The 21,931-nt window shown below is 59.2% G+C and carries 26 protein-coding genes and 2 pseudogenes; 14 read left to right on the top strand and 14 right to left on the bottom strand.

Features of this window, described 5'->3' with window-relative positions; genetic code table 11:
• Nucleotides 1-8: 8 nt before the first annotated feature.
• From ACIQUF_RS04930 to ACIQUF_RS04905, 6 genes are all read left to right on the top strand, one after another.
• Nucleotides 9-1,382, top strand: coding sequence for a tyrosine-type recombinase/integrase (locus ACIQUF_RS04930; protein ID WP_403129064.1), 1,374 nt, complete (start codon nucleotides 9-11; stop codon nucleotides 1,380-1,382).
• A gap of 1,038 nt (nucleotides 1,383-2,420) precedes the next feature.
• Nucleotides 2,421-2,675, top strand: a complete 255-nt coding sequence (locus tag ACIQUF_RS04925) for a transposase (protein ID WP_403129062.1) — start codon at nucleotides 2,421-2,423, stop codon at nucleotides 2,673-2,675.
• A 98-nt stretch (nucleotides 2,676-2,773) separates the two neighbouring features.
• Nucleotides 2,774-3,064 carry an IS3 family transposase gene (locus ACIQUF_RS04920; protein ID WP_403130278.1) on the top strand — a complete coding sequence of 97 codons (291 nt, stop codon included), beginning with the start codon at nucleotides 2,774-2,776 and terminating at the stop codon, nucleotides 3,062-3,064.
• A 9-nt stretch (nucleotides 3,065-3,073) separates the two neighbouring features.
• The gene (locus tag ACIQUF_RS04915) at nucleotides 3,074-3,451 is read left to right on the top strand and encodes a DDE-type integrase/transposase/recombinase (protein WP_403129061.1); all 378 of its coding nucleotides are present in this window, start codon (nucleotides 3,074-3,076) and stop codon (nucleotides 3,449-3,451) included.
• A gap of 184 nt (nucleotides 3,452-3,635) precedes the next feature.
• Complete coding sequence (locus ACIQUF_RS04910) at nucleotides 3,636-4,247, top strand: FMN-dependent NADH-azoreductase (RefSeq protein ID WP_403129059.1); 612 nt, start codon at nucleotides 3,636-3,638, stop codon at nucleotides 4,245-4,247.
• A 130-nt stretch (nucleotides 4,248-4,377) separates the two neighbouring features.
• Nucleotides 4,378-5,424 (top strand): alpha/beta hydrolase family protein, encoded by a 1,047-nt coding sequence (locus ACIQUF_RS04905; protein ID WP_403129057.1) that lies wholly within the window; start codon nucleotides 4,378-4,380, stop codon nucleotides 5,422-5,424.
• Here the strand turns inward: ACIQUF_RS04905 and ACIQUF_RS04900 are convergent.
• The 5 genes and pseudogenes from ACIQUF_RS04900 to ACIQUF_RS04880 all read right to left on the bottom strand — a co-directional run bounded on the left by ACIQUF_RS04900 (nucleotide 5,386) and on the right by ACIQUF_RS04880 (nucleotide 9,353).
• The gene (locus ACIQUF_RS04900; protein WP_403129055.1) at nucleotides 5,386-6,576 is read right to left on the bottom strand and encodes an MFS transporter; all 1,191 of its coding nucleotides are present in this window, start codon (nucleotides 6,574-6,576) and stop codon (nucleotides 5,386-5,388) included. The two genes, ACIQUF_RS04905 and ACIQUF_RS04900, sit on opposite strands and share 39 nt — an antisense overlap.
• A gap of 130 nt (nucleotides 6,577-6,706) precedes the next feature.
• On the bottom strand, nucleotides 6,707-8,293 hold the full coding sequence (locus ACIQUF_RS04895) for an ABC-F family ATPase (protein WP_400803278.1): 1,587 nt from the start codon (nucleotides 8,291-8,293) through the stop codon (nucleotides 6,707-6,709).
• Between the two features lie 20 nt (nucleotides 8,294-8,313).
• Nucleotides 8,314-8,538, bottom strand: a pseudogene (locus ACIQUF_RS04890) (site-specific integrase); the annotation flags it as partial.
• Between the two features lie 77 nt (nucleotides 8,539-8,615).
• Nucleotides 8,616-8,855, bottom strand: coding sequence for a hypothetical protein (locus ACIQUF_RS04885; RefSeq protein ID WP_403129053.1), 240 nt, complete (start codon nucleotides 8,853-8,855; stop codon nucleotides 8,616-8,618).
• Nucleotides 8,856-9,032: 177 nt separating this feature from the next.
• Nucleotides 9,033-9,353 (bottom strand): hypothetical protein, encoded by a 321-nt coding sequence (locus ACIQUF_RS04880; protein WP_403129051.1) that lies wholly within the window; start codon nucleotides 9,351-9,353, stop codon nucleotides 9,033-9,035.
• Between the two features lie 127 nt (nucleotides 9,354-9,480).
• On the opposite strand from ACIQUF_RS04880, the gene ACIQUF_RS04875 reads away from it, so the two are divergent.
• On the top strand, nucleotides 9,481-9,777 hold the full coding sequence (locus ACIQUF_RS04875; RefSeq protein ID WP_403129049.1) for a hypothetical protein: 297 nt from the start codon (nucleotides 9,481-9,483) through the stop codon (nucleotides 9,775-9,777).
• A gap of 15 nt (nucleotides 9,778-9,792) precedes the next feature.
• On the opposite strand, the gene ACIQUF_RS04870 is transcribed toward ACIQUF_RS04875, so the two are convergent.
• Complete coding sequence (locus ACIQUF_RS04870) at nucleotides 9,793-10,077, bottom strand: hypothetical protein (RefSeq protein ID WP_403129047.1); 285 nt, start codon at nucleotides 10,075-10,077, stop codon at nucleotides 9,793-9,795.
• Nucleotides 10,078-10,539: 462 nt separating this feature from the next.
• On the opposite strand from ACIQUF_RS04870, the gene ACIQUF_RS04865 reads away from it, so the two are divergent.
• Nucleotides 10,540-10,908 carry a hypothetical protein gene (locus ACIQUF_RS04865; RefSeq protein ID WP_403129045.1) on the top strand — a complete coding sequence of 123 codons (369 nt, stop codon included), beginning with the start codon at nucleotides 10,540-10,542 and terminating at the stop codon, nucleotides 10,906-10,908.
• A gap of 165 nt (nucleotides 10,909-11,073) precedes the next feature.
• A complete protein-coding gene (locus tag ACIQUF_RS04860; RefSeq protein ID WP_403129043.1) occupies nucleotides 11,074-11,433 on the top strand; it encodes a hypothetical protein in 360 nt (119 codons plus the stop codon).
• 15 nt (nucleotides 11,434-11,448) lie between these two features.
• Here the strand turns inward: ACIQUF_RS04860 and ACIQUF_RS04855 are convergent, their stop codons facing one another.
• Nucleotides 11,449-12,684: an NADH:flavin oxidoreductase/NADH oxidase family protein gene (locus ACIQUF_RS04855; RefSeq protein WP_403129041.1), complete on the bottom strand. Its 1,236-nt coding sequence runs from the start codon at nucleotides 12,682-12,684 to the stop codon at nucleotides 11,449-11,451.
• Nucleotides 12,685-12,794: 110 nt separating this feature from the next.
• Between ACIQUF_RS04855 and ACIQUF_RS04850 the strand changes: the two genes are divergently transcribed.
• Nucleotides 12,795-13,217, top strand: coding sequence for a MerR family transcriptional regulator (locus tag ACIQUF_RS04850; RefSeq protein WP_403129040.1), 423 nt, complete (start codon nucleotides 12,795-12,797; stop codon nucleotides 13,215-13,217).
• On the opposite strand, the gene ACIQUF_RS04845 is transcribed toward ACIQUF_RS04850, so the two are convergent.
• Nucleotides 13,218-13,424: a hypothetical protein gene (locus ACIQUF_RS04845; protein WP_403129038.1), complete on the bottom strand. Its 207-nt coding sequence runs from the start codon at nucleotides 13,422-13,424 to the stop codon at nucleotides 13,218-13,220.
• A 199-nt stretch (nucleotides 13,425-13,623) separates the two neighbouring features.
• Here ACIQUF_RS04845 and ACIQUF_RS04840 point away from each other — a divergent pair, with 199 nt between their 5' ends.
• Nucleotides 13,624-14,412, top strand: a complete 789-nt coding sequence (locus ACIQUF_RS04840; protein WP_403129036.1) for a lipopolysaccharide biosynthesis protein — start codon at nucleotides 13,624-13,626, stop codon at nucleotides 14,410-14,412.
• Between the two features lie 84 nt (nucleotides 14,413-14,496).
• Nucleotides 14,497-14,997, top strand: a complete 501-nt coding sequence (locus ACIQUF_RS04835) for a methylated-DNA--[protein]-cysteine S-methyltransferase (RefSeq protein ID WP_403129034.1) — start codon at nucleotides 14,497-14,499, stop codon at nucleotides 14,995-14,997.
• 2 nt (nucleotides 14,998-14,999) lie between these two features.
• Here ACIQUF_RS04835 and ACIQUF_RS04830 read toward each other — a convergent pair whose 3' ends face one another.
• From ACIQUF_RS04830 to ACIQUF_RS04820, 3 genes are all read right to left on the bottom strand, one after another.
• Complete coding sequence (locus tag ACIQUF_RS04830) at nucleotides 15,000-15,242, bottom strand: hypothetical protein (RefSeq protein WP_403129033.1); 243 nt, start codon at nucleotides 15,240-15,242, stop codon at nucleotides 15,000-15,002.
• The gene (locus tag ACIQUF_RS04825) at nucleotides 15,239-15,982 is read right to left on the bottom strand and encodes a carbon-nitrogen hydrolase family protein (RefSeq protein WP_403129031.1); all 744 of its coding nucleotides are present in this window, start codon (nucleotides 15,980-15,982) and stop codon (nucleotides 15,239-15,241) included. The genes ACIQUF_RS04830 and ACIQUF_RS04825 overlap by 4 nt, the downstream gene beginning before the upstream one ends.
• Nucleotides 15,983-16,062: 80 nt before the next feature.
• A complete protein-coding gene (locus tag ACIQUF_RS04820) occupies nucleotides 16,063-16,578 on the bottom strand; it encodes a DUF3016 domain-containing protein (protein ID WP_403129030.1) in 516 nt (171 codons plus the stop codon).
• A gap of 74 nt (nucleotides 16,579-16,652) precedes the next feature.
• Here ACIQUF_RS04820 and ACIQUF_RS04815 point away from each other — a divergent pair, with 74 nt between their 5' ends.
• Nucleotides 16,653-17,378: a metallophosphoesterase gene (locus ACIQUF_RS04815; RefSeq protein WP_403129028.1), complete on the top strand. Its 726-nt coding sequence runs from the start codon at nucleotides 16,653-16,655 to the stop codon at nucleotides 17,376-17,378.
• Here ACIQUF_RS04815 and ACIQUF_RS04810 read toward each other — a convergent pair.
• Nucleotides 17,326-17,940: a LysE family translocator gene (locus tag ACIQUF_RS04810; protein WP_403129026.1), complete on the bottom strand. Its 615-nt coding sequence runs from the start codon at nucleotides 17,938-17,940 to the stop codon at nucleotides 17,326-17,328. The genes ACIQUF_RS04815 and ACIQUF_RS04810 overlap by 53 nt on opposite strands.
• Before the next feature lie 84 nt (nucleotides 17,941-18,024).
• Nucleotides 18,025-18,834 (bottom strand): helix-turn-helix domain-containing protein, encoded by an 810-nt coding sequence (locus ACIQUF_RS04805; RefSeq protein ID WP_403129023.1) that lies wholly within the window; start codon nucleotides 18,832-18,834, stop codon nucleotides 18,025-18,027.
• A gap of 131 nt (nucleotides 18,835-18,965) precedes the next feature.
• Between ACIQUF_RS04805 and ACIQUF_RS04800 the strand changes: the two genes are divergently transcribed.
• Nucleotides 18,966-19,589, top strand: a complete 624-nt coding sequence (locus tag ACIQUF_RS04800) for a LysE family translocator (RefSeq protein ID WP_403129021.1) — start codon at nucleotides 18,966-18,968, stop codon at nucleotides 19,587-19,589.
• Here the strand turns inward: ACIQUF_RS04800 and ACIQUF_RS04795 are convergent.
• Nucleotides 19,586-21,899 (bottom strand): annotated as a pseudogene (locus tag ACIQUF_RS04795) (autotransporter outer membrane beta-barrel domain-containing protein). The gene ACIQUF_RS04800 and the pseudogene ACIQUF_RS04795 sit on opposite strands and share 4 nt — an antisense overlap.
• Nucleotides 21,900-21,931: the final 32 nt, after the last annotated feature.

Here is a 21,931-nt window from a genome sequence, read left to right as displayed (position 1 = left end):
CTCTTGACATGGAAGCTATGTTGCCCACTGGGCTAGGTGTTCAAGCTCCAACCCAGCAGGATGCTTCAAATTTACCCTGTTTTTACTACCCTAACGGTGACTTCTGCTTTGAGGTTAATGCATTTATTCTGAGTGCATGGAAGTATTCTAATTACTCTACAACCAACAGGGGGGGGACGCTTCGCCAATGGGTAATGCAGCTAAGCGAGTTTGTGCGGTTTTTGGAGAGCAATGCATTAAATGTTTTGACGGTTACTGACTCCTATTTTGTGTTGTTTGTAAATGGGTTAATGGCGGAAAAGGATGCGAGTGGGGAGGGTAAAAGATCTGCTGAGACAGTGCGCGCAATAGGTTCGAAATGCTTGGAGTTTCTCGCGTTCGCAACGGAGATGTACGGATATGCAAACTTTGTTTCTCCAGGTGGAATTGTGAAAGGCTGCAAGATAGAGTCGTCGAATAAGCGAAAATATCCATCCGAGTATCGGCGTGTGGTATGGCATCATCATTCTTTTCCTCTTTCTAGTTCTGGTGGTGAAGGAAGTGCTATACTTGCTGAATCACTGGTCGCTTTAAAGATGGCTTCTCGTAAACGAGCGAGACCTGTTGCTGCGCGGTTAAAGATTCTAATATCTGTATTGGAATCCTTGGGTTGCAGGAGAGCCGAGGCAGCCCGGATAAGGGCCTCTGATATCATGACAGCCTATCATTCAAGCCTAAGCTCTCCACTCTTGAGAATTCCTATGGTTAAGGGGCGCGTAGGGTCAAGGCTAGTACCTGTAAGCCACTCGATAATATCGACATGGAGTGACTACATTGTCGAGTTTCGGAACCCGCGTCTGGCTGAGTTACGGAAGAAAAACCCAGATGGGGGAATCCTCGATCATGATTATCTATTTATTAATTTGCGCAATGGGCAGCCATTGGGTATCAATACAATTACTAATGATATCAGCGACCTAAAATTTGCATCAGGCATTGCTAAGCGAGCTCATCCGCATATGTTTAGGCATCGCTTTATTACAAATAAGTTTAAGGAGTTGATCGTGGAGTATGATCTACAAAATACGGATGTGATGCGTAAAGCTATAGCTAACTCCGAGCTGATCAAGACGAAGCTCAAGGAATGGACAGGGCACAAGATGGTCGAAAGCCTGGATCGCTATATCCATTTGGCTTTCTCTGAGTTAGCTGGTATGCCAGCTGTAGTAGAGCGGGTAAATGCTACTGCTGAATACAAAGCCGCAAGAACGATCTTCAAAGACCTTGAAGAAGATCGGGACGCTGGGCAGATCAGTCAGGAAGAATTCGAAAGCAAGGCAACCAGGCTTTTGGGAGAGTTCTTCGTTGGCATGGATGCTGAATCTCCTGTACGGGGCGGTTAGTGCTGTCCACACATCTGTCCATAGGCTGTCTGTGATTGACCTTACTGATCTGTGCTTATTTGTCAAGGTAGCGGAGCATGGGGGCTTTGCTGCAGCATCAAGAAAAATCGACGCTCCAAATCCAAGCTGAGACGGAGAGTCCTCGCGCTCGAAGGGCGGTTGGGTGTACAGCTAATTTGTATATCGTCCCAGCGTTTCTTTGTCACTGAAATAGGGATGTATTACTGCCGCCATTGTCGGGCTATGGTTGAGCAAGCTGAGGCCGCCGAGGGAGCGGTGCAGTCGGCCAAAATAGAGCCGCAGGGCATCATCAAGGCCACTTGCCCGCCGGGGGCTAAGGGCCAAAGGTGTTCGCCCATCAGGAAATCACCAATCTCGAGGTTGGCGTCGATATTGCAATTCGCGTTCTATTCCTCCCTCGTGGATGACGGTCTGGTCGTAAAGCGTCTGGGCGACAGCTGTCAACGCTTGGTCGCGCACCCTCACCTGGAGAAGGATTACGATCGTTGCGACCATGTGCACGCCCTAGCCAGGCTTACTACTATGTCACTCTGGCACAAACCATTGCACTAGTCGGTATTTATTGTTTGATGATCTACAGAGCCCTCACAGAGTGCAGCATATCCCTTAGTTGGTTACGTCTGACCTGAGTGCTCTGCATCATGCAGCGCTCATCGGTGTAGGCGTTGTGCAGCTTCCAGAGGTTATAGTGAGAGATGACTTAGCTGCTGGGCGCTTGGTTGAACTGTCACCTCAATATCGTCCGCAAAGCGGTCTCGTTAACGCAGTGTTACGTCCCGGAAGGCGTTGTTGCCGGTTGTCCGAGCGTTGCTGGATATGCTTGAGGAGAGATTCGAGCTCCTTGAGATCTGATCAGATTGGCAGTTCCGCCAACCTGTGAGGGTTACCGCTGATTCAACCATAGGGGTACCTGCCATCTGGCAAAGCTCAACCAGGAACTCTCTTGCGCTATGTGGGCCTGTCCCGTGACAACGGACGCCAAGAGGCGATACTTGAATCGTTCTCTTGGAGGTTGTCATGTCCAATCGAACCTACCGTAACTACACCGATGAGTTCAAAATCCAAGCCGTTGCCTTGGCGCAAACGGTAGGAAGAACCGAAGCCGCCCGGCAACTCGAGATTCCCGTAGAGACGCTGGATAACTGGGTTGATGCGTCTCGCAAAGGACACTCGTTAAGCTCCCCCGACCGACGCCCTGTCAGTAAAGACGATAGCGAACTGGCGCAGCTCAGGGCCGAGAATGCTGAACTCAAGCTGGAGCGCGAAATCTAAAAAAAGGCGGCGGTATTCTTTGCCAAAGAGTCCATGTGAGATACGCCTTCGTCGCTAGTGAACGGGCTCAATTCCCGGTGCGATTGTCGTGCCGGGTGATGGGTGTCTCAGCTTCGGGATTTTACGACTATCAGCATCGCCAGGGCCGTCTCGATCGAGACGCTCAGATTCGCGTTGATTTGCACAAGGCCTACGCGGCCAGCCGGAATACATATGGCCGACCACGGCTGGTCGAAGCTTTGCGCCGGCAGGCACATGCAGTGGGTCATAAGCGGATAAGTCGGCTGATGCACGAGGAACATATTCAAGGCAAATGCAAAGGCGGTTTCAAACCCTGTACGACTGATAGCCACCACTACCTGCCCGTAGCGGATAATGTGCTGGCCTGACAGTTTTCCGTGGGCAGCGCCACGCCCACCTGGGTCAGCGATATCACCTACATCGCCACCAAAGAGGGATGGTTGTATCTGGCAGTGGTATTGAGCATTCAGACGCGCCAAGTGCTGGGTTACAGCTTGGCGGATCGGATGCCGGACGACTTGGTTGAGCGAGCCTTCATCAACGCTTGGAACGCGTGCCTTGGCCTCTACGGTGTTGTTTTCCACTCCGATCAGGGGCGTCAGTATGCAAGCAGCAAATTTCGCTTCGCTCTGGCCAAGAAAGGCTTCACGCAGAGCATGTGCCGGAAGGGAAATTCACATAGGGAATGGCTCAGGAGCACTCCCCGTTACACAGCACCTGGTCTCTTTTTTGTGGGCACTAGGGATGGTTGCTGATCATTTTGATGAGTTAACTGGTCATCCTAGGAAAACGTTGAGGTCTTGCATGGCGCTGTCTCACTGTTCTATCTGTGGGACAAACTAACGCATTTTTGCCGACTTATCAGCTATTCGCCGCCCCGGTAGGATTCTCTCCATCGTGATCGCCCAACGCCGCGGTCTTCATTCACAGGAGAGTCCCATGAAACTGTTGCACATCGATTCGAGCATCCTGGGCGACAATTCCGCCTCCCGCCAGCTGAGCCGCGAAGTGGTCGAAGCCTGGAGAGCCGCCGAGCCAGGCCTCGAAGTGGTTTACCGTGACCTGGCCGCTGATGCCATCGCCCATTTCTCGGCCGCCACCCTGGTCGCCGCCGGCACCCCGGAAGACGTACGCGATGCAGCCCAGGCGTTCGAAGCCAAGCTGAGTGCTGAAACCCTGGAAGAATTCCTTGCCGCTGATGCGGTGGTGATTGGCGCGCCGATGTACAACTTCACCGTACCGACCCAGCTCAAAGCCTGGATCGACCGTGTTGCTGTGGCCGGCAAGACTTTCCGCTACACCGAAGCTGGCCCGGAAGGCCTGTGCGGTAACAAAAAAGTGGTGCTGGTTTCGACGGCTGGGGGCCTGCACGCTGGCCAGCCGAGCGGCGCCGGTCACGAAGACTTCCTCAAGGTGTTCCTCGGCTTCATCGGCATCACCGACCTGGAAATCGTCCGTGCCCACGGCCTGGCCTACGGCCCGGACCACCGCAGCAAGGCCATCGATGCCGCCCAGGCGCAGATTGCCAACGAGCTGTTCGCCGCGGCCTGATCGGCAGGCGTAAAAAAACCGGCTGTCGCTTATGCGCCAGCCGGTTTTTTTCATCCACTTTTCATCTGCCATCACCCGTGCCGGTTCTATCCTGACGTTATCCCCTCGTTTCGCGTGGAAAGGCCGGTCGATGAACATCCCCCGTTGCCTGCTGGCAATGCTGTTGCTCGGTGGCCTGGTGGCACATGCCGAGGCTGCACCCTGGGTCGCCGGTCTGCACCATATGACCTTGGCCGACCCAGTCGACGCCCGCCCGATGCAGGCGTTGGCGTTCTATCCGGCCCAAGGCACGCCCCACAGCATTCGTATCGATGGGTACCCCGTCGACGTCGCCGATGAGGCTCCGGTCGCGCTCGGGCAGTTTCCCTTGCTGGTGCTGTCGCACGGCAACACCGGCAGTCCCCTGGCGCTGCACTACCTGGCTACCTCCCTGGCCCGGGAAGGGTTCGTGGTCGTGGCGGTGGTGCACCCAGGTGATAACGCGCGTGATCACAGCCGGTTGGGCACTCTGAGCAACCTGTATGGGCGGCCGTTACAGGTCAGTGCCGCCATCACGGCCGCTCGCGACGACACGTTGCTCGGGCCTTATCTGAATGACGGCAAGGTCGGCGTGATCGGTTATTCGGCCGGTGGCGAAACGGCGTTGATCCTCTCCGGCGCCCAGCCCGACCTTGACCGCTTGCGTCAGTACTGCCTGGAGCGCCCGAACGACGCCGATGCCTGCAAAACCCACGGCGTGCTGATCGCCGACCGCAGCGAGCTGGCGCCCAAGGCAGATTCCAGGGTAGGCGCTGTGATGCTGATGGCCCCGCTTAGCTTGATGTTCGGCCGGCACGCCTTGGCCAGCGTAAAGGTGCCAGCGCTGATCTACAGTGGCGACAACGACCAGTTGCTGGCCGTGGACCACAATGCCGAGGCGCTGGCACGCAAGCTGCCGGTAACGCCGGACTACCGCCTGCTGGCAGGCGCAGGGCATTTTGTGTTCATGGCCCGTTGCGACGACGAACAATGGGCGCGCATGGCCGTGCTGTGCCAGGACGCAGCAGGCGTCGATCGTCGGCATATCCATCACTCGTTGCAACGCGACACCGCCGCTTTCTTCAGCCAGGCCCTTGGCGCGCCGGAGCACGCGGAACGTTCAGCCGCGACGGCTGCGCCGCGCCAGCAGCAGCGTTAGGCCAACCCCGGCCAAGGCCAGCAGGGCCGCGACGCAGAAGATCGAGGCATACCCCAAATGCACCGCCACGGCCCCCATCAGTGGGCCGGCGACTGCCAATGCCATGTCGAAGAACACCGCGTAGGCACCCAGCCCTGCACCGCGGCTGCTGCTGGGAACTTGCTTGATCGCCTCGACGCCCAGCGCCGGATACACCAGCGACAGGCCGAAACCGGTGAGGCCGGCACCGACCAACGCCCACACGGGCGAGGGCGCCAACCACAGCAGGCTCAAACCGAGCACTTCCGTGGCCATGCAGGCGACCGCCACGTTGTAGCCACCAAAACGGTTCACTGCATTGACGAACAACAGTCGCGAAATGATGAAACACAGCCCGAATGCGCTCAAGCACCAGGCCGCGCCAACCCATCCGCGCTCCAGGTAATACAGGGTGACAAAGGTGGTCAGGGTGCCGTAGCCGATAGACGCCAGTGTCAGGCCCAGCCCGCAAGGCGCCACCCGGCCGAACGCCGACCAGAACGGCAGCCGCTCGCCGCGCACCACCACTACATCCGGGCGTTTGCGCAGCACCAGCAAGGCCAGCAGAGCCAGCACCAGCAGCGCGGGGCCGAGCACCCCGAAATTCAGGAAATCGACTGCCAGTACGCCAACGGGGGCACCGATGGCGATGGCGCCGTACGAAGCGATGCCGTTCCAGGAAATCACCCTGGCGGTATGTTCAGGCCCTACCTGGCTGATGCCCCAACTCAGGGTGGCAACGCCGATCAGGCCCTGGGCAAGCCCCAGCAGCAAGCGGCCACCCAGCAACAGCGCCAGGCTCAGCAACGGCGCGCTCACAGTCCAGGTCGACGCGAATGTCAGCACCCCGCAGGCAGCGATACCCAGCAAGCCGTAACGGATCGCCTGCTTGCCGCCCAACGTATCGGCCACGCGCCCAGCGAATGGCCGGCTGAGCAGGGTGGCAAGATACTGCAGGCCGATGGTCACCCCGGCAATCACCGCGCCGAAGCCTAGCTGATCGTGGACATAGCCGGGCAGCACCGCGATCGGCAGGCCGATGCAGAGGAAGGCGATGAAGGTGTAGAAGACGATCGACAGGATCTGCAGGGTGATGCTGAAGGTGCTGCTGGGGGCGGGCTGTTGCGCGGTCATGGGCTCGTTCGCGGGCGGGCGGTTGGGCGTGGGCTCATCATGGGCGTTGTGTGAGGGAAATGAAAGCAGGCTAACGAATTATTCGCCGTGGGCCCGGCCATCCGAAGATGGCCAGGCGAGGTCAGCTAACTCAGACCAACACACCCTGGCTGCGCAGGTAGTCGTCATAAGTGCCGCTGAAGTCCACCACACCGTCCGGCGACAGTTCGATGATGCGTGTCGCCAGCGACGACACGAACTCACGGTCATGGCTGACGAACAGCAGTGTGCCCGGGTAGTTCTCCAGCGCCAGGTTCAGCGCTTCGATCGATTCCATGTCCAGGTGGTTGGTCGGTTCGTCCATCACAAGCACGTTTGGCTTTTGCAGGATCAGCTTGCCGAACAGCATGCGGCCCTGTTCACCACCGGAAATCACCTTCACCGACTTCAGAATTTCGTCGTTGGAGAACAGCATGCGCCCCAGGGTGCCACGGATGATCTGCTCGCCGGAGGTCCATTGGCCCATCCAGTCGAACAGGGTCAGGTCGTCCTCGAAGTCGTGCGCGTGGTCCTGGGCGTAGTAACCCACCTCGGCGCTGTCGGTCCATTTGACCGAACCCGCATCCGGCTTCATCTCGCCCACCAGGGTGCGCAGCAAGGTGGTCTTGCCGATACCGTTGGGGCCGATGATCGCCACACGTTCGCCGGCTTCGACGGTGATGTCGAAGTTCTTGAACAGCACCTTGTCGTCGAAGGCCTTGGCCATTTTCTCGACGACGACGGCCTGGCGGTGCAGCTTCTTGGTCTGCTCGAAGCGAATGAACGGGCTGACCCGGCTCGAAGGCTTGACCTCGGCCAGCTGAATCTTGTCGATCTGCTTGGCGCGCGAGGTGGCCTGCTTGGCCTTGGAGGCGTTGGCCGAGAAGCGGCTGACGAAGGTCTGCAGCTCGGCGATCTGGGCTTTCTTCTTGGCGTTGTCCGACAGCAGCTGTTCACGCGACTGGGTGGCTGCGGTCATGTACTCGTCGTAGTTGCCCGGGAACAGACGCAGCTCGCCGTAGTCCAGGTCAGCCATGTGCGTGCACACGCTGTTGAGGAAGTGACGGTCGTGGGAAATGATGATCATGGTGCTGTTACGCGCCGTCAGAATCGTTTCCAGCCAACGAATGGTGTTGATGTCCAGGTGGTTGGTCGGTTCGTCGAGCAGCAGCACGTCCGGGTCCGAGAACAGCGCCTGGGCCAGCAGCACACGCAGCTTCCAGCCAGGTGCCACTTCGCTCATCGGGCCGAAGTGCTGTTCCAGCGGAATGCCCAGGCCCAGCAGCAGTTCACCGGCGCGCGATTCGGCGGTGTAGCCGTCCATTTCGGCGAATTCGGTTTCCAGCTCGGCGACGGCCATGCCGTCTTCCTCGGTCATTTCCGGCAGTGAGTAGATACGGTCACGCTCGGCTTTGACCTTCCACAGCTGGCCGTGGCCCATGATCACCGTGTCGATAACGGTGAATTCTTCGTAGGCGAACTGGTCCTGGCGCAGCTTGCCGAGGCGGGTGTTCGGCTCCAGCATGACCTGGCCACCGGACGGCTCCAGGTCGCCACCGAGGATCTTCATGAAGGTCGACTTGCCGCAACCGTTGGCGCCGATCAGGCCGTAGCGGTTGCCGTTGTTGAATTTGACCGAGACGTTTTCGAACAGCGGCTTGGAGCCGAACTGCATGGTGATGTTAGCGGTGGAGATCAAAGGGCTTACCTATCAGTAACTTACGACGCTGGATTTTCAGCTGATACCGATTTGATACCAATCTTGAGTTTTCCAGCTCGCTCCAATCGGAGCTTGGGTAGAGCCAACGGGCAGACATCGACAGCAGCATTTGCGCGCTGTGACCCAGCTGTTGGGCGATAAATGCGGGGGTTGAGGCCGGACATTGAGCGCATTGTCGCATAGGTGTGACGGCAGTTGTATGGGGGCCGACGCCTGATGGCCAATTCATTGGGCACCGGCACCCTACCTGGGACCAACAAGCGAAATGCTGACTGTGTGGGAGCTACGGAGCAAGACAATCTCAGCTATTCTGGCTCTGCACGTACTGTTCAGCCATAACCTTCCCTTCGAGAATGGCTTCAGTCGAAGAAGAAAATGGTCGACTTACCCGCAGCGTCCGCGCCGTTGCGCCTGGTTTCCCAATCTCAACCAACATCCCACTGGGAAATTCAACGCTCGACTCCCAGAAAACGTAAATCGATGCCTGGTAACCCAGGTAAGAATGCACGTAAAGGTCATGACTGGTGGACTGAAGGCTCATCACTCTCTCCGATTGGGCGTCTCAATTGCGCCTCTGATGGAGATACGACTGGTGCGTGCTCGCAGGCGTTCCGTTTTCCCGGCATTGCTATCTGAGAAGGCGCGGGTCCATTAGCTGCGATCGTTCGGCCATCGATCTGCAGGCAGGTAGTCTCGAAGGAGGCCACCTGCTGACACGCTAGAGCTTGTACTCAATGGTATAGGAAGCGTCTGTTCTTGGTTCTATCGAAATAGGAATGCCGAATAGTTTGCCTCGACACTCACTGACGCTACAGCGATGCACGGCGCCCTGCCGAAGTTGCGTCCACAAGCCTTCGTCATGTATCGAGATACGCAACACACGGTTGTTCGGGTCCTCCCTGACTTGCGCAACGTGATAGTCGAGGTCACATCCGAAATCCGCAGGGGTAAGCTCTGGATCGTAGCCGATCAGCACCCCATGCCGTTTCAGATCGTCCCTGATACGCTCAATTACGTCATCGGCTTCTTGTTTTAGCATGATCGTTATCTCGCGGTGTTTTAACTCATTCAAACTCTAGCTGAGCTTGGTGGTTCTCGCTGGAGTGGCGAGATGGTTTGCCTTGGGCTATTGCTGAAGCTGCAGCCAATGAAACACGAGGTGTCGAATGAAACGCTTTCTGTTGAGTGCGCTGGTGTGGTCACTAGCCGCCACGGCTTACGCCGAGATGCCATTGGTTAACGCGGCCTGCCCAGGTGGGGTCGAGGTGCACGCAGACGAGGGCGGGCCGGTGTACATCAATGGCAAGGAAGCAAAACTGAAGAAATTCAGTGAAACGTACTTTGAAGCCAAGGGCAGTGGTGTAACCGTATCGATTACGATCAACCCTGATGAGACGCTGGGTGTGTCTTACACCGGCAAGGGTGGTGCGAATGGCGTGTGCGAGCTCACGGAGCAAGACTGATTTATTTGTGAGTTTTCACCCGTGCAGTTCGGGCGTGCGCTCCATCGCCAGTGCCAATGCATCCGATTGACCCCAGGCGATCTGCATCGCCCGAAGGCCGTGCAACAGCAACTGTCGGGTTTCTTCATCCTCGATGCGTTCAAGCGCGCGTCGGCTGTCGCTGTAGGCGAACATCAGGTAGTGGGAGACATTCAACAGCACGTGTTCGATGGGGACGACACGCTCGCCAATGGCGCGGGAGAGCGTTTTCCCGGCTGGCAGCTCGAAAGTGTGGGGTGGATCAGGGACTATTTTTTTCATGGCTATCTCATGGGATTGACCGCACCCGTCCGTTTCCACACGTAAGGGTGGCAGTTGTGCACGGGGTGGAAAACCGAGCCCATGAGAATCCCGGTAGGCCTTGCGACCTCCCGCGCACAACTGCCATGAAGACAGCTTCATTCTCAGGGACTGCCAGGTTTCCACACCCGATCGCTGAACCGTCAGCGACCTGGAGAGCCTAGAGGGCAGGGGTTCCCGGGACAATCAGATGAGCGTCGACAGACCGCGTAGGGTATTTCTTCAGACTTGAACTCACCAGCGCAAAATTGTGGGAATCATCTGAATCCCTTGTAGGGTGGTATCCTTCAACGAATTTTCTTTATAGCAAACAAGAATATTGGCCCGTAATTAATGCAGCGTACTATGAGCACGTCATAAAACTAAAACATGGGCTCTTCTCGGTCTTGCAATGTTCTTGTCGGGGCAGCAGGAGCGTGTCGCGTGAAAGGTTCTATCTTCTTCCCAAGTACAGTATTGGTAACAACTTTGGCTACAGTTTTGCTCTCGGGATGTGCACAAAACCCTGATGTTCGCGAGGGCCACGACTATACATCCGGCATTACCGAGAAAAGCCCGCCGGATTATCTGAGCTGTGTTAAAGAGGAGTTGCACGGCCGTGCAACGACTTATGAGGAGGGCACGGGAGACTCCGTCAAGCTCTACGTCGACAGCACCGACCCCAACAAAGCCAATGGCCTGGTGGAGATGCGCGACACCGGCAGCCATCACCAGTTCACGGCCTACCAACGCGATGCCTGGTATGACCATGGCCGGCTGCTCGATGCAGCGCTCATGTGCTCAAAAGCTTGAAAATCCTCAGGAACAAAAAGCCCGCACCCAAGAGCGCGGGCTTTTTGTGATGGGTGCTGATCCTTCAGCGCGATGCATTGTAAAGTAATCATTCTCATTTGAAATGCGACGGAAGTCTTGCGTCCTACCATGGTGGATTAGTGCTTTAGCAAAACCATCGTTAGAATGCACCCTGTTCACTTGGGTCAATTGCAAATGCCTACCTTTCGTATTCTTTCCTGTGCCGTAGTGGCCGTCAGCCTGGTCGGTTGCGCCAACCCTGGCAAGCCCACGGCCAGTAAGCTGACCAAGAAGTCTCCCGAGGCCTATGCCGCTTGTGTATTACCGAAGTGGCAAGCAGTGGCGCCGCTTACCACGCAAAAGTCCATCAGCCACGGCTATCGGCTGACCGCACCCAGCGCCGTCACTTCTGATGAAGTACTGGAAGTCGTGGAAAACCGTGACGGTAGCCGGGCGACCTTCTACAAAGGCAGTTTCCTCGCCGGTGACAAACTACGTCAGGCGGCCAGGGAGTGCCTGGATTGAGCGCTGATTAACCGCTCATTGCAGCCGACTGTTCATCATGCGCTTGTACTGTTTAACCCGGCGCAGCGTGCACCACTGTTCCAATAACAGGGCTCTTAAAGGCGAGGCATGGGCGTCAGGCTTATTGCCCGCTGCCAGCCGGCGCATCTGCAGTTTTACCAACGCCATATAGGCCAGGGCCGCAAACGCCTTGCGCTTCCAGCGAATGGGTTGCAGCGCCGCGGTCGCTGTGGCCTCGCCGTTTTTCCAGCGCGCGGGCAGGGCGGGTTCAACTGCCAGGGCGGTGGCGATCCCGGCCATGGCCACGCCTTTGTCCAGTACCTGCTCGACCACTTGCAGGCGGCGAATCCCGCCAGTGACCATCACCGGCATGTTGGCAATGGAGGCGATTTCTTCGGCAAATTCCAGGAAATAGGCCTCGCGCGCCAAGGTGCGCCCGTCACGGGCGTCGCCTTGCATGGCCGGCGCCTCGTAGCTGCCGCCTGACAACTCCACCAGGTCTACCTGCAGTTCGTTGAGCCACAACACGACCTGGCGGGCATCTGCCGGCTCGAAGCCTCCGCGCTGGAAGTCCGCCGAGTTGAGTTTCACCGCCACGCTGAAACCCGGCGAGACGGCGGCCCGCACGGCCTTGACCACCTCCAGCAACAGCCGCGCACGGTTTTCCAGGCTGCCACCCCAGCGGTCCTGGCGCTGGTTGCTCAGCGGCGACAGGAACTGGCTCAGCAGGTAGCCATGCGCAGCATGGACCTGCACGCCGCTGAAACCAGCCTCTTCGGCAAGCGCAGCGGTGCGGGCGAAGCGTTGAATCAGCGCAGCTATTTGCGCCTCATCCAGCGCCTTGGGCAGTGGGAACAGCTTGGACAAACCACCCATCTCCAGCGCAATCGCCGAAGGTGCCACGGTGGTTTGACCGAGATTGGCCTGCATCTGCCGGCCTGGGTGGTTGATTTGCATCCAGAACTGGGCGCCGTGGGAGCGGCCGATATGGGCCCATCGGCGAAAACGCTCTAGCTGCTGGCTTTCATCCAGCATTACGCCACCAGGACCGGTCATGGCGCTGGGGTCGATCATCACGTTTCCGGTCAGCAACAGCCCGGCACCGCCTTTAGCCCAGGCCTGGTAAAGGCGCAGCAACTGGTCTGACGGCGTTTGGTCAGGATTGGCGAGATTTTCTTCCATGGCCGCTTTGGCGATGCGGTTGGGAATGATGCTGCCATTGGGCAAGAGCAGGGGCTGAAAGGGTGTCATGCTGATCTCCGAAAATCCGCGCCCATGCATTTTCATGTGCCAGGCGGTAGTGGGTTTCCGCAAAGGCTAAGGTTAAAGTAAACCTTAAGGTCAACAGGAAATTACCCATTATGAAAATTGGCGAACTGGCACGACGTACAGGCCTCAGCGCATCACGCATCCGTTTCTATGAAGCCAGTGGCCTGATCGAAGCGCGACGCTTGGGCAATGGTTATCGCGACTACCCCGAGCAGGCGGTCAGGGCGCTGGAAATCATTACCTGCGGCCAACAAACGGGATTCAGCCTGGAGGAAATGCGCAAGCTCACCCGCGCATCGGTGGATGGAGAAGGCCGTCATGAGCGCTTGCTGACCAGCCTCAAGGGCAAAGTCGCCGAGATCGAAGCACTGCAGCAGCGCCTGGCACACAACCGCGCGCAGCTGTTGGCGGTGATTGCGGGCATAGAAGCCAAGCCCCAGGGGGTGGGCTGTGAAGAGAATGCACAGCGTTTGATCGCTGACTGGCAGCACGGCGAGGGTGCTTCCAAGGCTTGACTAGCGCAGCCCCACTTTCAGGTTCATCTGACGGCACTGTACCTCTGCGTCGACCCTGCTCGGATAGCTGGGCTTGAGCCGTTCCTTCGCCTGGTTGTCATAGATGTCAAAGCCGCCGCACTCGGTAGCGGCATAACACCTGCCACCCAGGCGAAAGGACTCCTTTTCGATGGGAACTGCAGGAACGATCACGAATCGTGGTTGCATGGTGCATGCCTCCCCAGGCAGAGACTTAAGTATTAGTACCACCGGGGATAACCAGCAAGGAGACACATGACTTAATGGCTTACACGGCGTGGACGAACGAGACCCGTTGGTCGGATTGTGTAAGTGTTATGTAAAAGTGACTGCAGGCTGGACGACTGTGGGTATGCTTTGTACATAGTCCGAACCGAAGAAAGTCAAGATGAACACACTTCCGTCGCAGCGAAATGCTGAACGCGGGGCGTTCTCCAGTTTTGAGGCGTGTCGCAACAGCCAAAAGGGCCCCGTGGTGATTCTTGCCTCAGGTGCCTCAGCCAGGCAGTTCCCCTTGCGTGACTTCGCGCATCTTCCCGTTATCGCCATGAATGGCTCGGTCGCGCTCACCGCAGCCTGCGCTGTTAAGCCGTTTTTCTACGTGTGCACCGACAAGAGCTTTCGCGATCAGCAGCCCGAGCTGTTTGCCACCGCGTTGCGTGACAGCCAGCGCCTGGCGTTATGGCCCGAGCAGTTCGTCGGCGCCGACATTCCAGCCGACACTGAGTGCTATCCGTTGCACAAGGCCGACACTCCAGGCCTGATCGATGGCTTGCGTGGGCATGGCTCCAACCATGTCTGCAGCCGTGCGTTGTGGAGCAAACGGGCCCGTTCGATCGCCTTCAGCAAAGACCTTGCGAGCGGCTATTACGATGCTCGTACGGTGGCTTACGTCGCGCTGCAACTGGCCTACCACCTGGGTTTCGAGCAGGTGTTGATGGTCGGCGTGGACCTCGATCAGTCGCTTGGCCGATTTTACGAGGATGATGAGGGCGAACATTCACCCTGTGGGCTCGACCAACACTGGGACACCCGGATACTGCCATCCCTAACTTTAATGGCCGAGCAGGTGGTCAACGAGCATTTCCGGGTTTACAACCTGTCTGCCGTTTCACGTATTCCCCCGGAGATAATCCCCAAAATCGGTTTGCCCGAGGCACGGCGCATGGCTGTTTGAGATTTACTTGCGCAAGAAAGCGGATGCACGGGCTTGGGGGCGGCGTTACAGTGCGCGAACCTTGTTTCGCAGTGAGCACTCTTCATGTCCAGTACATTCACCCTCATGCAATCCCCGGTCGGCATTTTGACCTTGGTGGCACGTGGCGAGTGCCTGGCGGCCGTGCTCTGGGAAGAGGAGAGAGAAAACCGTGTGCGTCTGGGTGATCTGCATCGGGATGACCAGCACCCCATCCTGCGCGAGGCTGCGCGCCAGTTAGGTGAGTATTTCGCTGGCCAGCGTCAGCGTTTCGAGCTGGCACTGGACTTTGCCGGTACAGAGTTTCAGCGGCAAGTGTGGGCGGCGCTGCTGACCATTCCCTTTGGCGAGACCCGTAGCTACAGCGACATTGCCCGGCAGATCGGTAACCCTAGTGCTGTCCGCGCGGTGGGCGCGGCCAATGGGCGCAATCCGATCTCGATCATCGCCCCGTGTCATCGAGTGATTGGTGCGTCCGGTAGCCTGACCGGTTTTGCTGGCGGGTTGCCGGCCAAGCAGTACCTCTTGGCACTGGAAGGGCGCCAGAGCCTGACGCTGGATTTATAGACTCAGCTGAACCAGAACGCTATCAGACAGGCCACCACCGCCAGCGCAGTCCCCGCCATCAGTGTGTACTGCCGGTGTGCCCGCCGTGCATGCGGCCGCACCTCCCGCAGATACTGCCCAGGTGTAGGTGCATCCGGGCGGTGGCGCAGGCCATCGGCGATATCGGCTAGCTGGCCCTGAATCAACAGCCCCACCAGGTAATAGGTGCTGGCAAAACTGGCCAATGTCAGCAACAGATACTTCATCCGACAGCTGAATCCAACGCCACGCCCATGGCGCTGGAGTTATCGGTATCCAGCACGATCATGCCTTCATGACGGTCGTCCAATGCCGCCAGCAACGTGCCCTGGCTGTCCCAAGCCGCTGAGCCTCCTGCACCGATGAAGTTATCGGCGGGGCCTACGCAGTTGGCTATCAGTAGTGGGATACCCAGCGTTCGCGCGACTTCAGGGTAATGCTCGTTGCCTTCGCGAATGCCCTGAGCAGTCTTGGCAACGCTCACTAGATACAGTTGCGCGCCCAGTACGTGTGCCTGCGCGGCGTGCTCGATGAACATCGACTCATAACAGATGGCAGGTCCCACCTGCAGTTGCCCGGCCGTGAAAACAACAGGCTGCTCACCTGCGACGAAAAACGCCAACTCGTCATCATGCAGGCGTTGTTTGGCGTACGCCAGAGGGGCCTTACCAGGGCGCAGGATCGGCATGCCGATCTGAATTCCATCTGCTGTGAGCAGCGGCAAACCTACGGCGGCGCAGATGTTCAGCCGGTCGCAGAGCGCTTGCAGTGGCTCAAGTCGGTCAGCGTTCAGAGGTAATGCCAACTGCCGGGCCAAGGCCGGCTCATAGCCGCTCAGCGACAATTCGGGAAACACCACCAGTTCGGCGCCCAGTGCCGCCGCTTGCTCGATGCAGCGCACGTGCCGTGCGAGGTTGCCCTGCAGATCGCCTTTGCGTGAAGTCAGCTGTACGGCACAGAGTTTCATGGATTGAGCCCCTTCCCTGGTCCAGGTCGAAGGGCCGAGCATACTACCGGCACGACTGCCTGTTCCAGTGAAGAGGTTTTTCACGATGCTGGGTGCGCGGCGAACCGTTGACGGAACCAGTCATCGAGCATGGCCTTTTCCGCATAGAGTCTGTCACTGCTACTGGCCGCGCGGCCTGGTCGGCTGAGGTACATCTTGTCACTGACCCGCTCCTCGGCTTGTTGGCTGGGTTGTCCAGGCTGGCTCAAGGTGTAACTGAGGTCGATGGTTGGCCAGGTGATCTCGCGCATGAAGCGCACATCGTAGGCACGGCTATGCCAAGGTTCGAACCGCCCGGCCAGGTCGATGTCACGGATGTCGATGACCAATTGCTGGCCCGGCTGCAAATAGCGCTGGCCAAGCTTCTGCAGGTACTGGGTCAGGGTTTTCATGACGTAGTCGTCGGCACCGCGTTCATAGCCTGCGCTGTCCAGGCTGGCGTCGCGGAATTTTTCGGGATGGTCGTAACGCACCTCGACCTGCGCAGGTGCGGTGCCTTGTGCCATGCTGTTGGTAGAAAGTGCCATGAGCACGGCACAGACGAGAGCGGTACGCATGATACACCTCCGGGGTGTGTAGCGTGTTCGTCCATTTTACGCTTGCCAGGGTTTGGCAGCAGAGGAACATTGTAATGAGCCGGTTTCGGCGGGTAGCCGCCAACAGCCACGGGCGTGACTTGGCCGTTGGCGATATTCACGGGCATTTTCGGCGCCTGGAGCAGTGTCTAGACGCGGTGGGTTTCGACCCCGAGGTCGATCGGCTGTTCAGCGTTGGCGACCTGGTGGACCGCGGCCCGCACAGCGTCGAGGTGCTGGCGTGGCTGCAAAAGCCGTGGTTTCACGCCGTGCAGGGTAACCATGAGTCGCTGGCCATTACCCACTTCAATGGCGGGCAGCTCGATCTGGACATGTACCGCGCTGCCGGTGGCGGTTGGTTCATCGACCTGCCGAGGGACGAGCAGGCCCACTTCGTCGAGCAGTTCCTGCGGTTGCCGATTGCGTTGGAGTTGCAGACGGATGAGGGCTTGATTGGCTTGCTGCACGCCGATAGTCCCTTCATGGATTGGGCCGCCTTGCGCGACAGCTTGTTGTTCGATGATGACGCGAAAGTCCGGGAAATCTGTCAATGGTCCCGCCAGCGCTTGAAAGAGGGTGATACTCAAGTCGTCGAGGGGCTACGCGCCTTGCTGGTCGGGCACACGCCAGTACTGCAGGCCAAAAAGTTGGGTAACGTCTGGCACCTGGATACTGGCGGTTGGGCCGCGGGCTATTTCAGCTTGATGGACGTTGCCACCCTGCAGTTGCTTACCCCTGAACCAGGTGAACCAGCAACGCTGCGGCCAGCACCATCAGCATGACGCCCGAGGCCCGTTCCAGCCAGGGCAGGGCGTGCGAGAAGCGCCGCAGGAGGCGTCGATTGCCAATGGCCACGGCCACCAGCAGGTCCCAGAGCAACACAACGCTGAACATCCATGCACCATAGGCGTACTTCCAGCCTGCGCTACTGCTGGCGACCATGCTGGCAAGACTGGCATAGAACAGCGCGTTCTTTGGGTTGAGGATGCCGGACGCAAAGCCCATGCCCAGCACACGCCACCATCCGTGAATCGCCCCACGCACGCCGATTGCTGTCAGTGCTGACTGCCCGGCATGACGCAGAAACAGCACGCCGACATACATCAGATAACCCGCCCCGGCCAGTTGCAGGGCGATGAACAGCGCGCTGCCTTCACGCAGTACCGCCAGGCCGGTGAAGGCCACCCCGATGAATACACCATTGGCCAAGGCAATGCCCAGGCAGGCACCGCTGGCGACTCGCCAACCGGCACTGATCGATGTTCTGGCGACCAGGAAAAAGTCAGGCCCAGGCGAGAGCAAGGCAAGGAAATGAGCGAGGGCGACGATCAGGAACTGCTCCATGGGGCGGGCTTTCTCAGAAGGAAAGCCGCAGTGTGGCGGCAGCTGGGCGAGTGGTATTGAAGAATATTGCAGGCTGGCTGAGGCTTACCGGTACTGCCCAGGCGTTACCCCGACATGCGCCTTGAACACGCGCTGGAAATGGCTCTGGTCGGCAAAGCCCAAGCGATAGGCCACTTCCGCCAGCGCCAGGCCGTCACGTAACAGTTGCCGCCCACGATTAACCCGCGCATTGAGCAGGTAGGCATGCGGGGTCAAGCCGGTGGCTGCACGGAAGGCGCGAATCAGCTGGTACCGGCCAAGGCCGGCTTGCCGGGCCAATGTCTCCAGGCTCAACGGGGTTGGGTCATCGGCCTCGATGCGCTCGATCAGGCCGCGCAGCGCTGGCATCGCCAATGTGGGCGCAGGCGCCGCCGTCAGCGGCGGGTGATCGGAAAAATCATGGTCGCCCATGAACGCGATCAATGCGGCTTCTTTCTCGACCGTATTCGCGGCAGAGAACAACAATTCATTCAACGTGCAGAACTGGTGGTATAGCGCGGGCAGCCGGCTGATACGTGCTGGCGCCCCTGGCTCGGCCGCTGCCAGCCCCGATTCCAGACGCAGTTGTTCCAGCCATTGGGCCTGGACGTGCAGCATCTGATAGCTCCACACGCGGCCAAGCTCTGGGTTGCAGGCATGCACTCGCTGCGCTGGCACCATCACCAGCGTGCCCGGTGTCAGGCGCTGCTGCCCTTCGCCTGCACCAGTGAAGTAGCTGCAACCTGCGTCCACGGCACCGATGGAAAAGGTGGGGTGACTGTGGGCCTTGTAGCAGGCGCGGCTGTGGCAGGCTCTGCGGCTTTCCACCCAGGGCAGTGCCGGGTCACGCCAGAGCTGGGAGCGGCTACGGAGCATGCGAGAGTCCTCGTTCAGCCCGGCAGCTTAGCAGTGCGCTGCATACAGCCATACAGTTTTTGCCGTTGGCTGTACCTTGACCCGGCGGCGCTCAGGCATGGACAGTAGCGACAGATTTCATGGAGAACACAATGGATCTGTCGAGCCTGCTGCTATTCATCCCCGCCTGCTTCGCCCTGAACATGGCACCTGGGCCTAACAACCTGCTGTCGTTGCACAATGCCAGCCGCTATGGCCTGCGGACTGCCTGCGTGGCGGGGGGCGGGCGTATCGTCGCATTTAGCGGCATGATCGCGCTGGCAGCCATGGGCCTGGCGGTGGTACTGCACACCAGCGAATATCTGTTTCTGGTGATCAAGGTGGTGGGCGCCGCCTACCTGTTCTACATCGCTTGGCAGCTGTGGCGCGCGCCGGTGGGCGAGGCCCAGATGGCGAGCGATCAGCCAAGCGGCAGCTGGCGCCTGGCACGCCAGGAGTTCTGGGTGGCAGCGGGCAATCCGAAGGCAATTCTGATCTTTACCGCCTTCCTGCCACAATTCGTGTCGGTGGGCAGCGCCACACCGGTGAGCGAGCAGTTCCTCTGGTTGGGCGTGCTGTTCCTGCTGCTGGAATGGGCGGCGATCGCCATCTATGCGGGCCTGGGCGCCTACCTGCAGCGCTGGTTCAGCCAGCCGAGGCCGCGTCGGATGTTCAACCGGATCAGCGCATCCTTGCTGGGTTGCGCTGGTCTGGGTCTGCTGGCGGCGCGTCGCTAGAACTGCCAGCGCACGCCCAGGTTGACGCCGCTGCTTTCCTGCTGGCGGCTGTCCAGGTTGCTGGTGTACTGCACGCCACCGTGCAGGCTCAGTGTCTCGTTGAGCAGGGCGACCAGCCCGGCTTCGAGTTGCAGCGAGGTGAAGCGGTAGTCGGTCTTGATCTTGTCCACGTCGTCGAAGGTCAGGGTGTCGCGGCCGCCGTCGCCATGCCACAGGTTGACCTGCGCGTAGGGTTGCAGGAGGCGTCCGCTGCTGCCGGTGAACGTGCCCTCCAGGCGCACGCCGAGGCGGGCGGTGAGTTCAACCTGTGCGTCGTGGCTGACGTGCGAAACGCTGTCGTTGGCGCTGTCCAGCGAGACTTTCTGGGCAATCAGCTGGGCCTGGGGTTCCAGGCTCCAGCGCTCGGACAGTGGGATGGGGTAGCCTGATTCAAGCGATGCCGTCCAGGCGTGGCCATCGATATCCAGCTTGTCACCACGCTCGGAACGGGCCGCGGCCATCCAGGTCGGTGTACTGCAGCACGGCATCGAGGTACCCGCGATGCGGACCGACCAGCGTCCAATAGATACCCACGCTGTCACCGTCAAGCCTGATATCACCGACACTACGATCCTCCATGGCCAGGGCGAAACCTTTTACGTCCGCCTCCAGGCGGCTGTGGCTCACGTACACGCCGACCTGCTGGCGATAGCCGTTTTCAGCGACGTGGGCATACAGGTCCTGGCCAACCTTGAAACCATACAGGTCGCCGTCCAGGCTCGGGCTGACCGTGCCGCTCCATTGCTGGCGCAGCGCGCCGCCATAGGCCTGGCCCCAACTGGCCGGAAGCGTCCCCTCACCGGCCAGCAATTGCTGGTCGCCCTGGCGTTGATGGAATGTGCCCAAGGCCTGGCGCGCAAGCAGGGCTGCACCCCTGGGCGCGGCAGCGTAGACCGGAACTTCCGGGCGATACAGTGGCACGCTCTGGCCCGCGACCGGGGCGGGCAGGTTGGGTTGCCCAGGCGCAGGGGCGGCGATGGGGGGCGTAACAGCAGGCTGCACGGGCGCAATGCCGGGTTCTTCAACCACGGCTGCAGCAGGGGCAGCCACCAGGGTCGAGCGCAGATACCAGCTGTTTTCAGAACCCGCCGTCACGCCACCCTTGAACAGGCGGTAGTCGTAGGCACCCACGGACAGCACCTGGGTCTGCACGAAGGCCGTGGTGGTACTGGTGGCGCCGTCACGGGCTTCGACCACCTGAATGCCGTTCTGCCGGGTGGCAGCACCTGTGCCACCCAAGTTATTCACTTGCAGCAACGTGGTGCCACTGATAGCGCCCTGGCTCACCACCAGGCGGTCCGAGGCGGCGTCATCGCCGGCCAGCACGCTGTTGAGCCGCAAAGTACCGTTTTCGCCCAGATAATTGCCATTGATGGTCAAGCGGCCCTGTGCGTCGTTGCCACCGGCAAGGTCGAGCGTACCAGCATTACGCAGCGTTGCAGGCTGACCTTGGGTAAATGCTGACACCGTTCCCTGGCGCGAGAACAGCGTACTGCTCGTGTCGATTGCCAATGAACCGCTGCCGCTGCCGACGTCACCCAAGGTCAGTGTGTCGTCCAGCACAAGGCGACTGCTCTCGCTCAAACCAATCGTTTCCCAGTTGATATACCGGCCCCCGCCAACGATCTCGCTGTTGACGAACAGCAGACGATCAATGCCTTCACCACCGTTGATGGTGATGGTCAAGGTTTGCGCAGTCAGGTTGCTGATGGTCGCCTCATCGTTTCCCAGGCCCATGTCAACCCGTCCACCGATGTTTCCGCCAGACCAGTTGAACGCGTCATTGCCAACGCTCGTCAGCAAGTTGCCCGCCAGTCTGCCACCGCTAATGGTGATTTTGTCCACGCCGCCGCTGGTACTGATGCTGCCGCCGATGGTGCCGCCGCGAACAATGATCGTGTCATTGCCGAAGCCGCTCACCAGGCTGCCGTCGATACGCGTTTCTACCGCCGTATCCTGGGACATCTCGAAATAGTTGTCGGCGAGCTTGAGGTCAACCCGGCCAATGCGCCCACCGCTGAAGATCGCGTAATCACCGTCTTCGAAAGCGCCGATGATGTGCCCGTCAGACGTGTTGAAGCGGTCATAGCCTTCGTCCTGGCTGAGCGAGCGGGCCGTACCTCCGGTCATGATGAAGCTGTCGACCTGCTGGGTCTGCAAGATATCACCCAGGTTGTCACCTGGTGAAACCAACAGGTTCGCGGTGTGGCCATGCAGCGGCAAGGTGAGCAGGGGAAAAACAGCGGGCGCAAGCAGGCGGGGTAAACGCATCGGCAGGTCTCCGTGTCCATCGGAATGAATCA

The sequence above is a fragment of the Pseudomonas sp. NPDC090233 genome (genome assembly GCF_044772285.1).
Classification (GTDB): Bacteria; Pseudomonadota; Gammaproteobacteria; order Pseudomonadales; family Pseudomonadaceae; genus Aquipseudomonas.
This window is presented reverse-complemented; position numbering and strand designations above follow the sequence as displayed.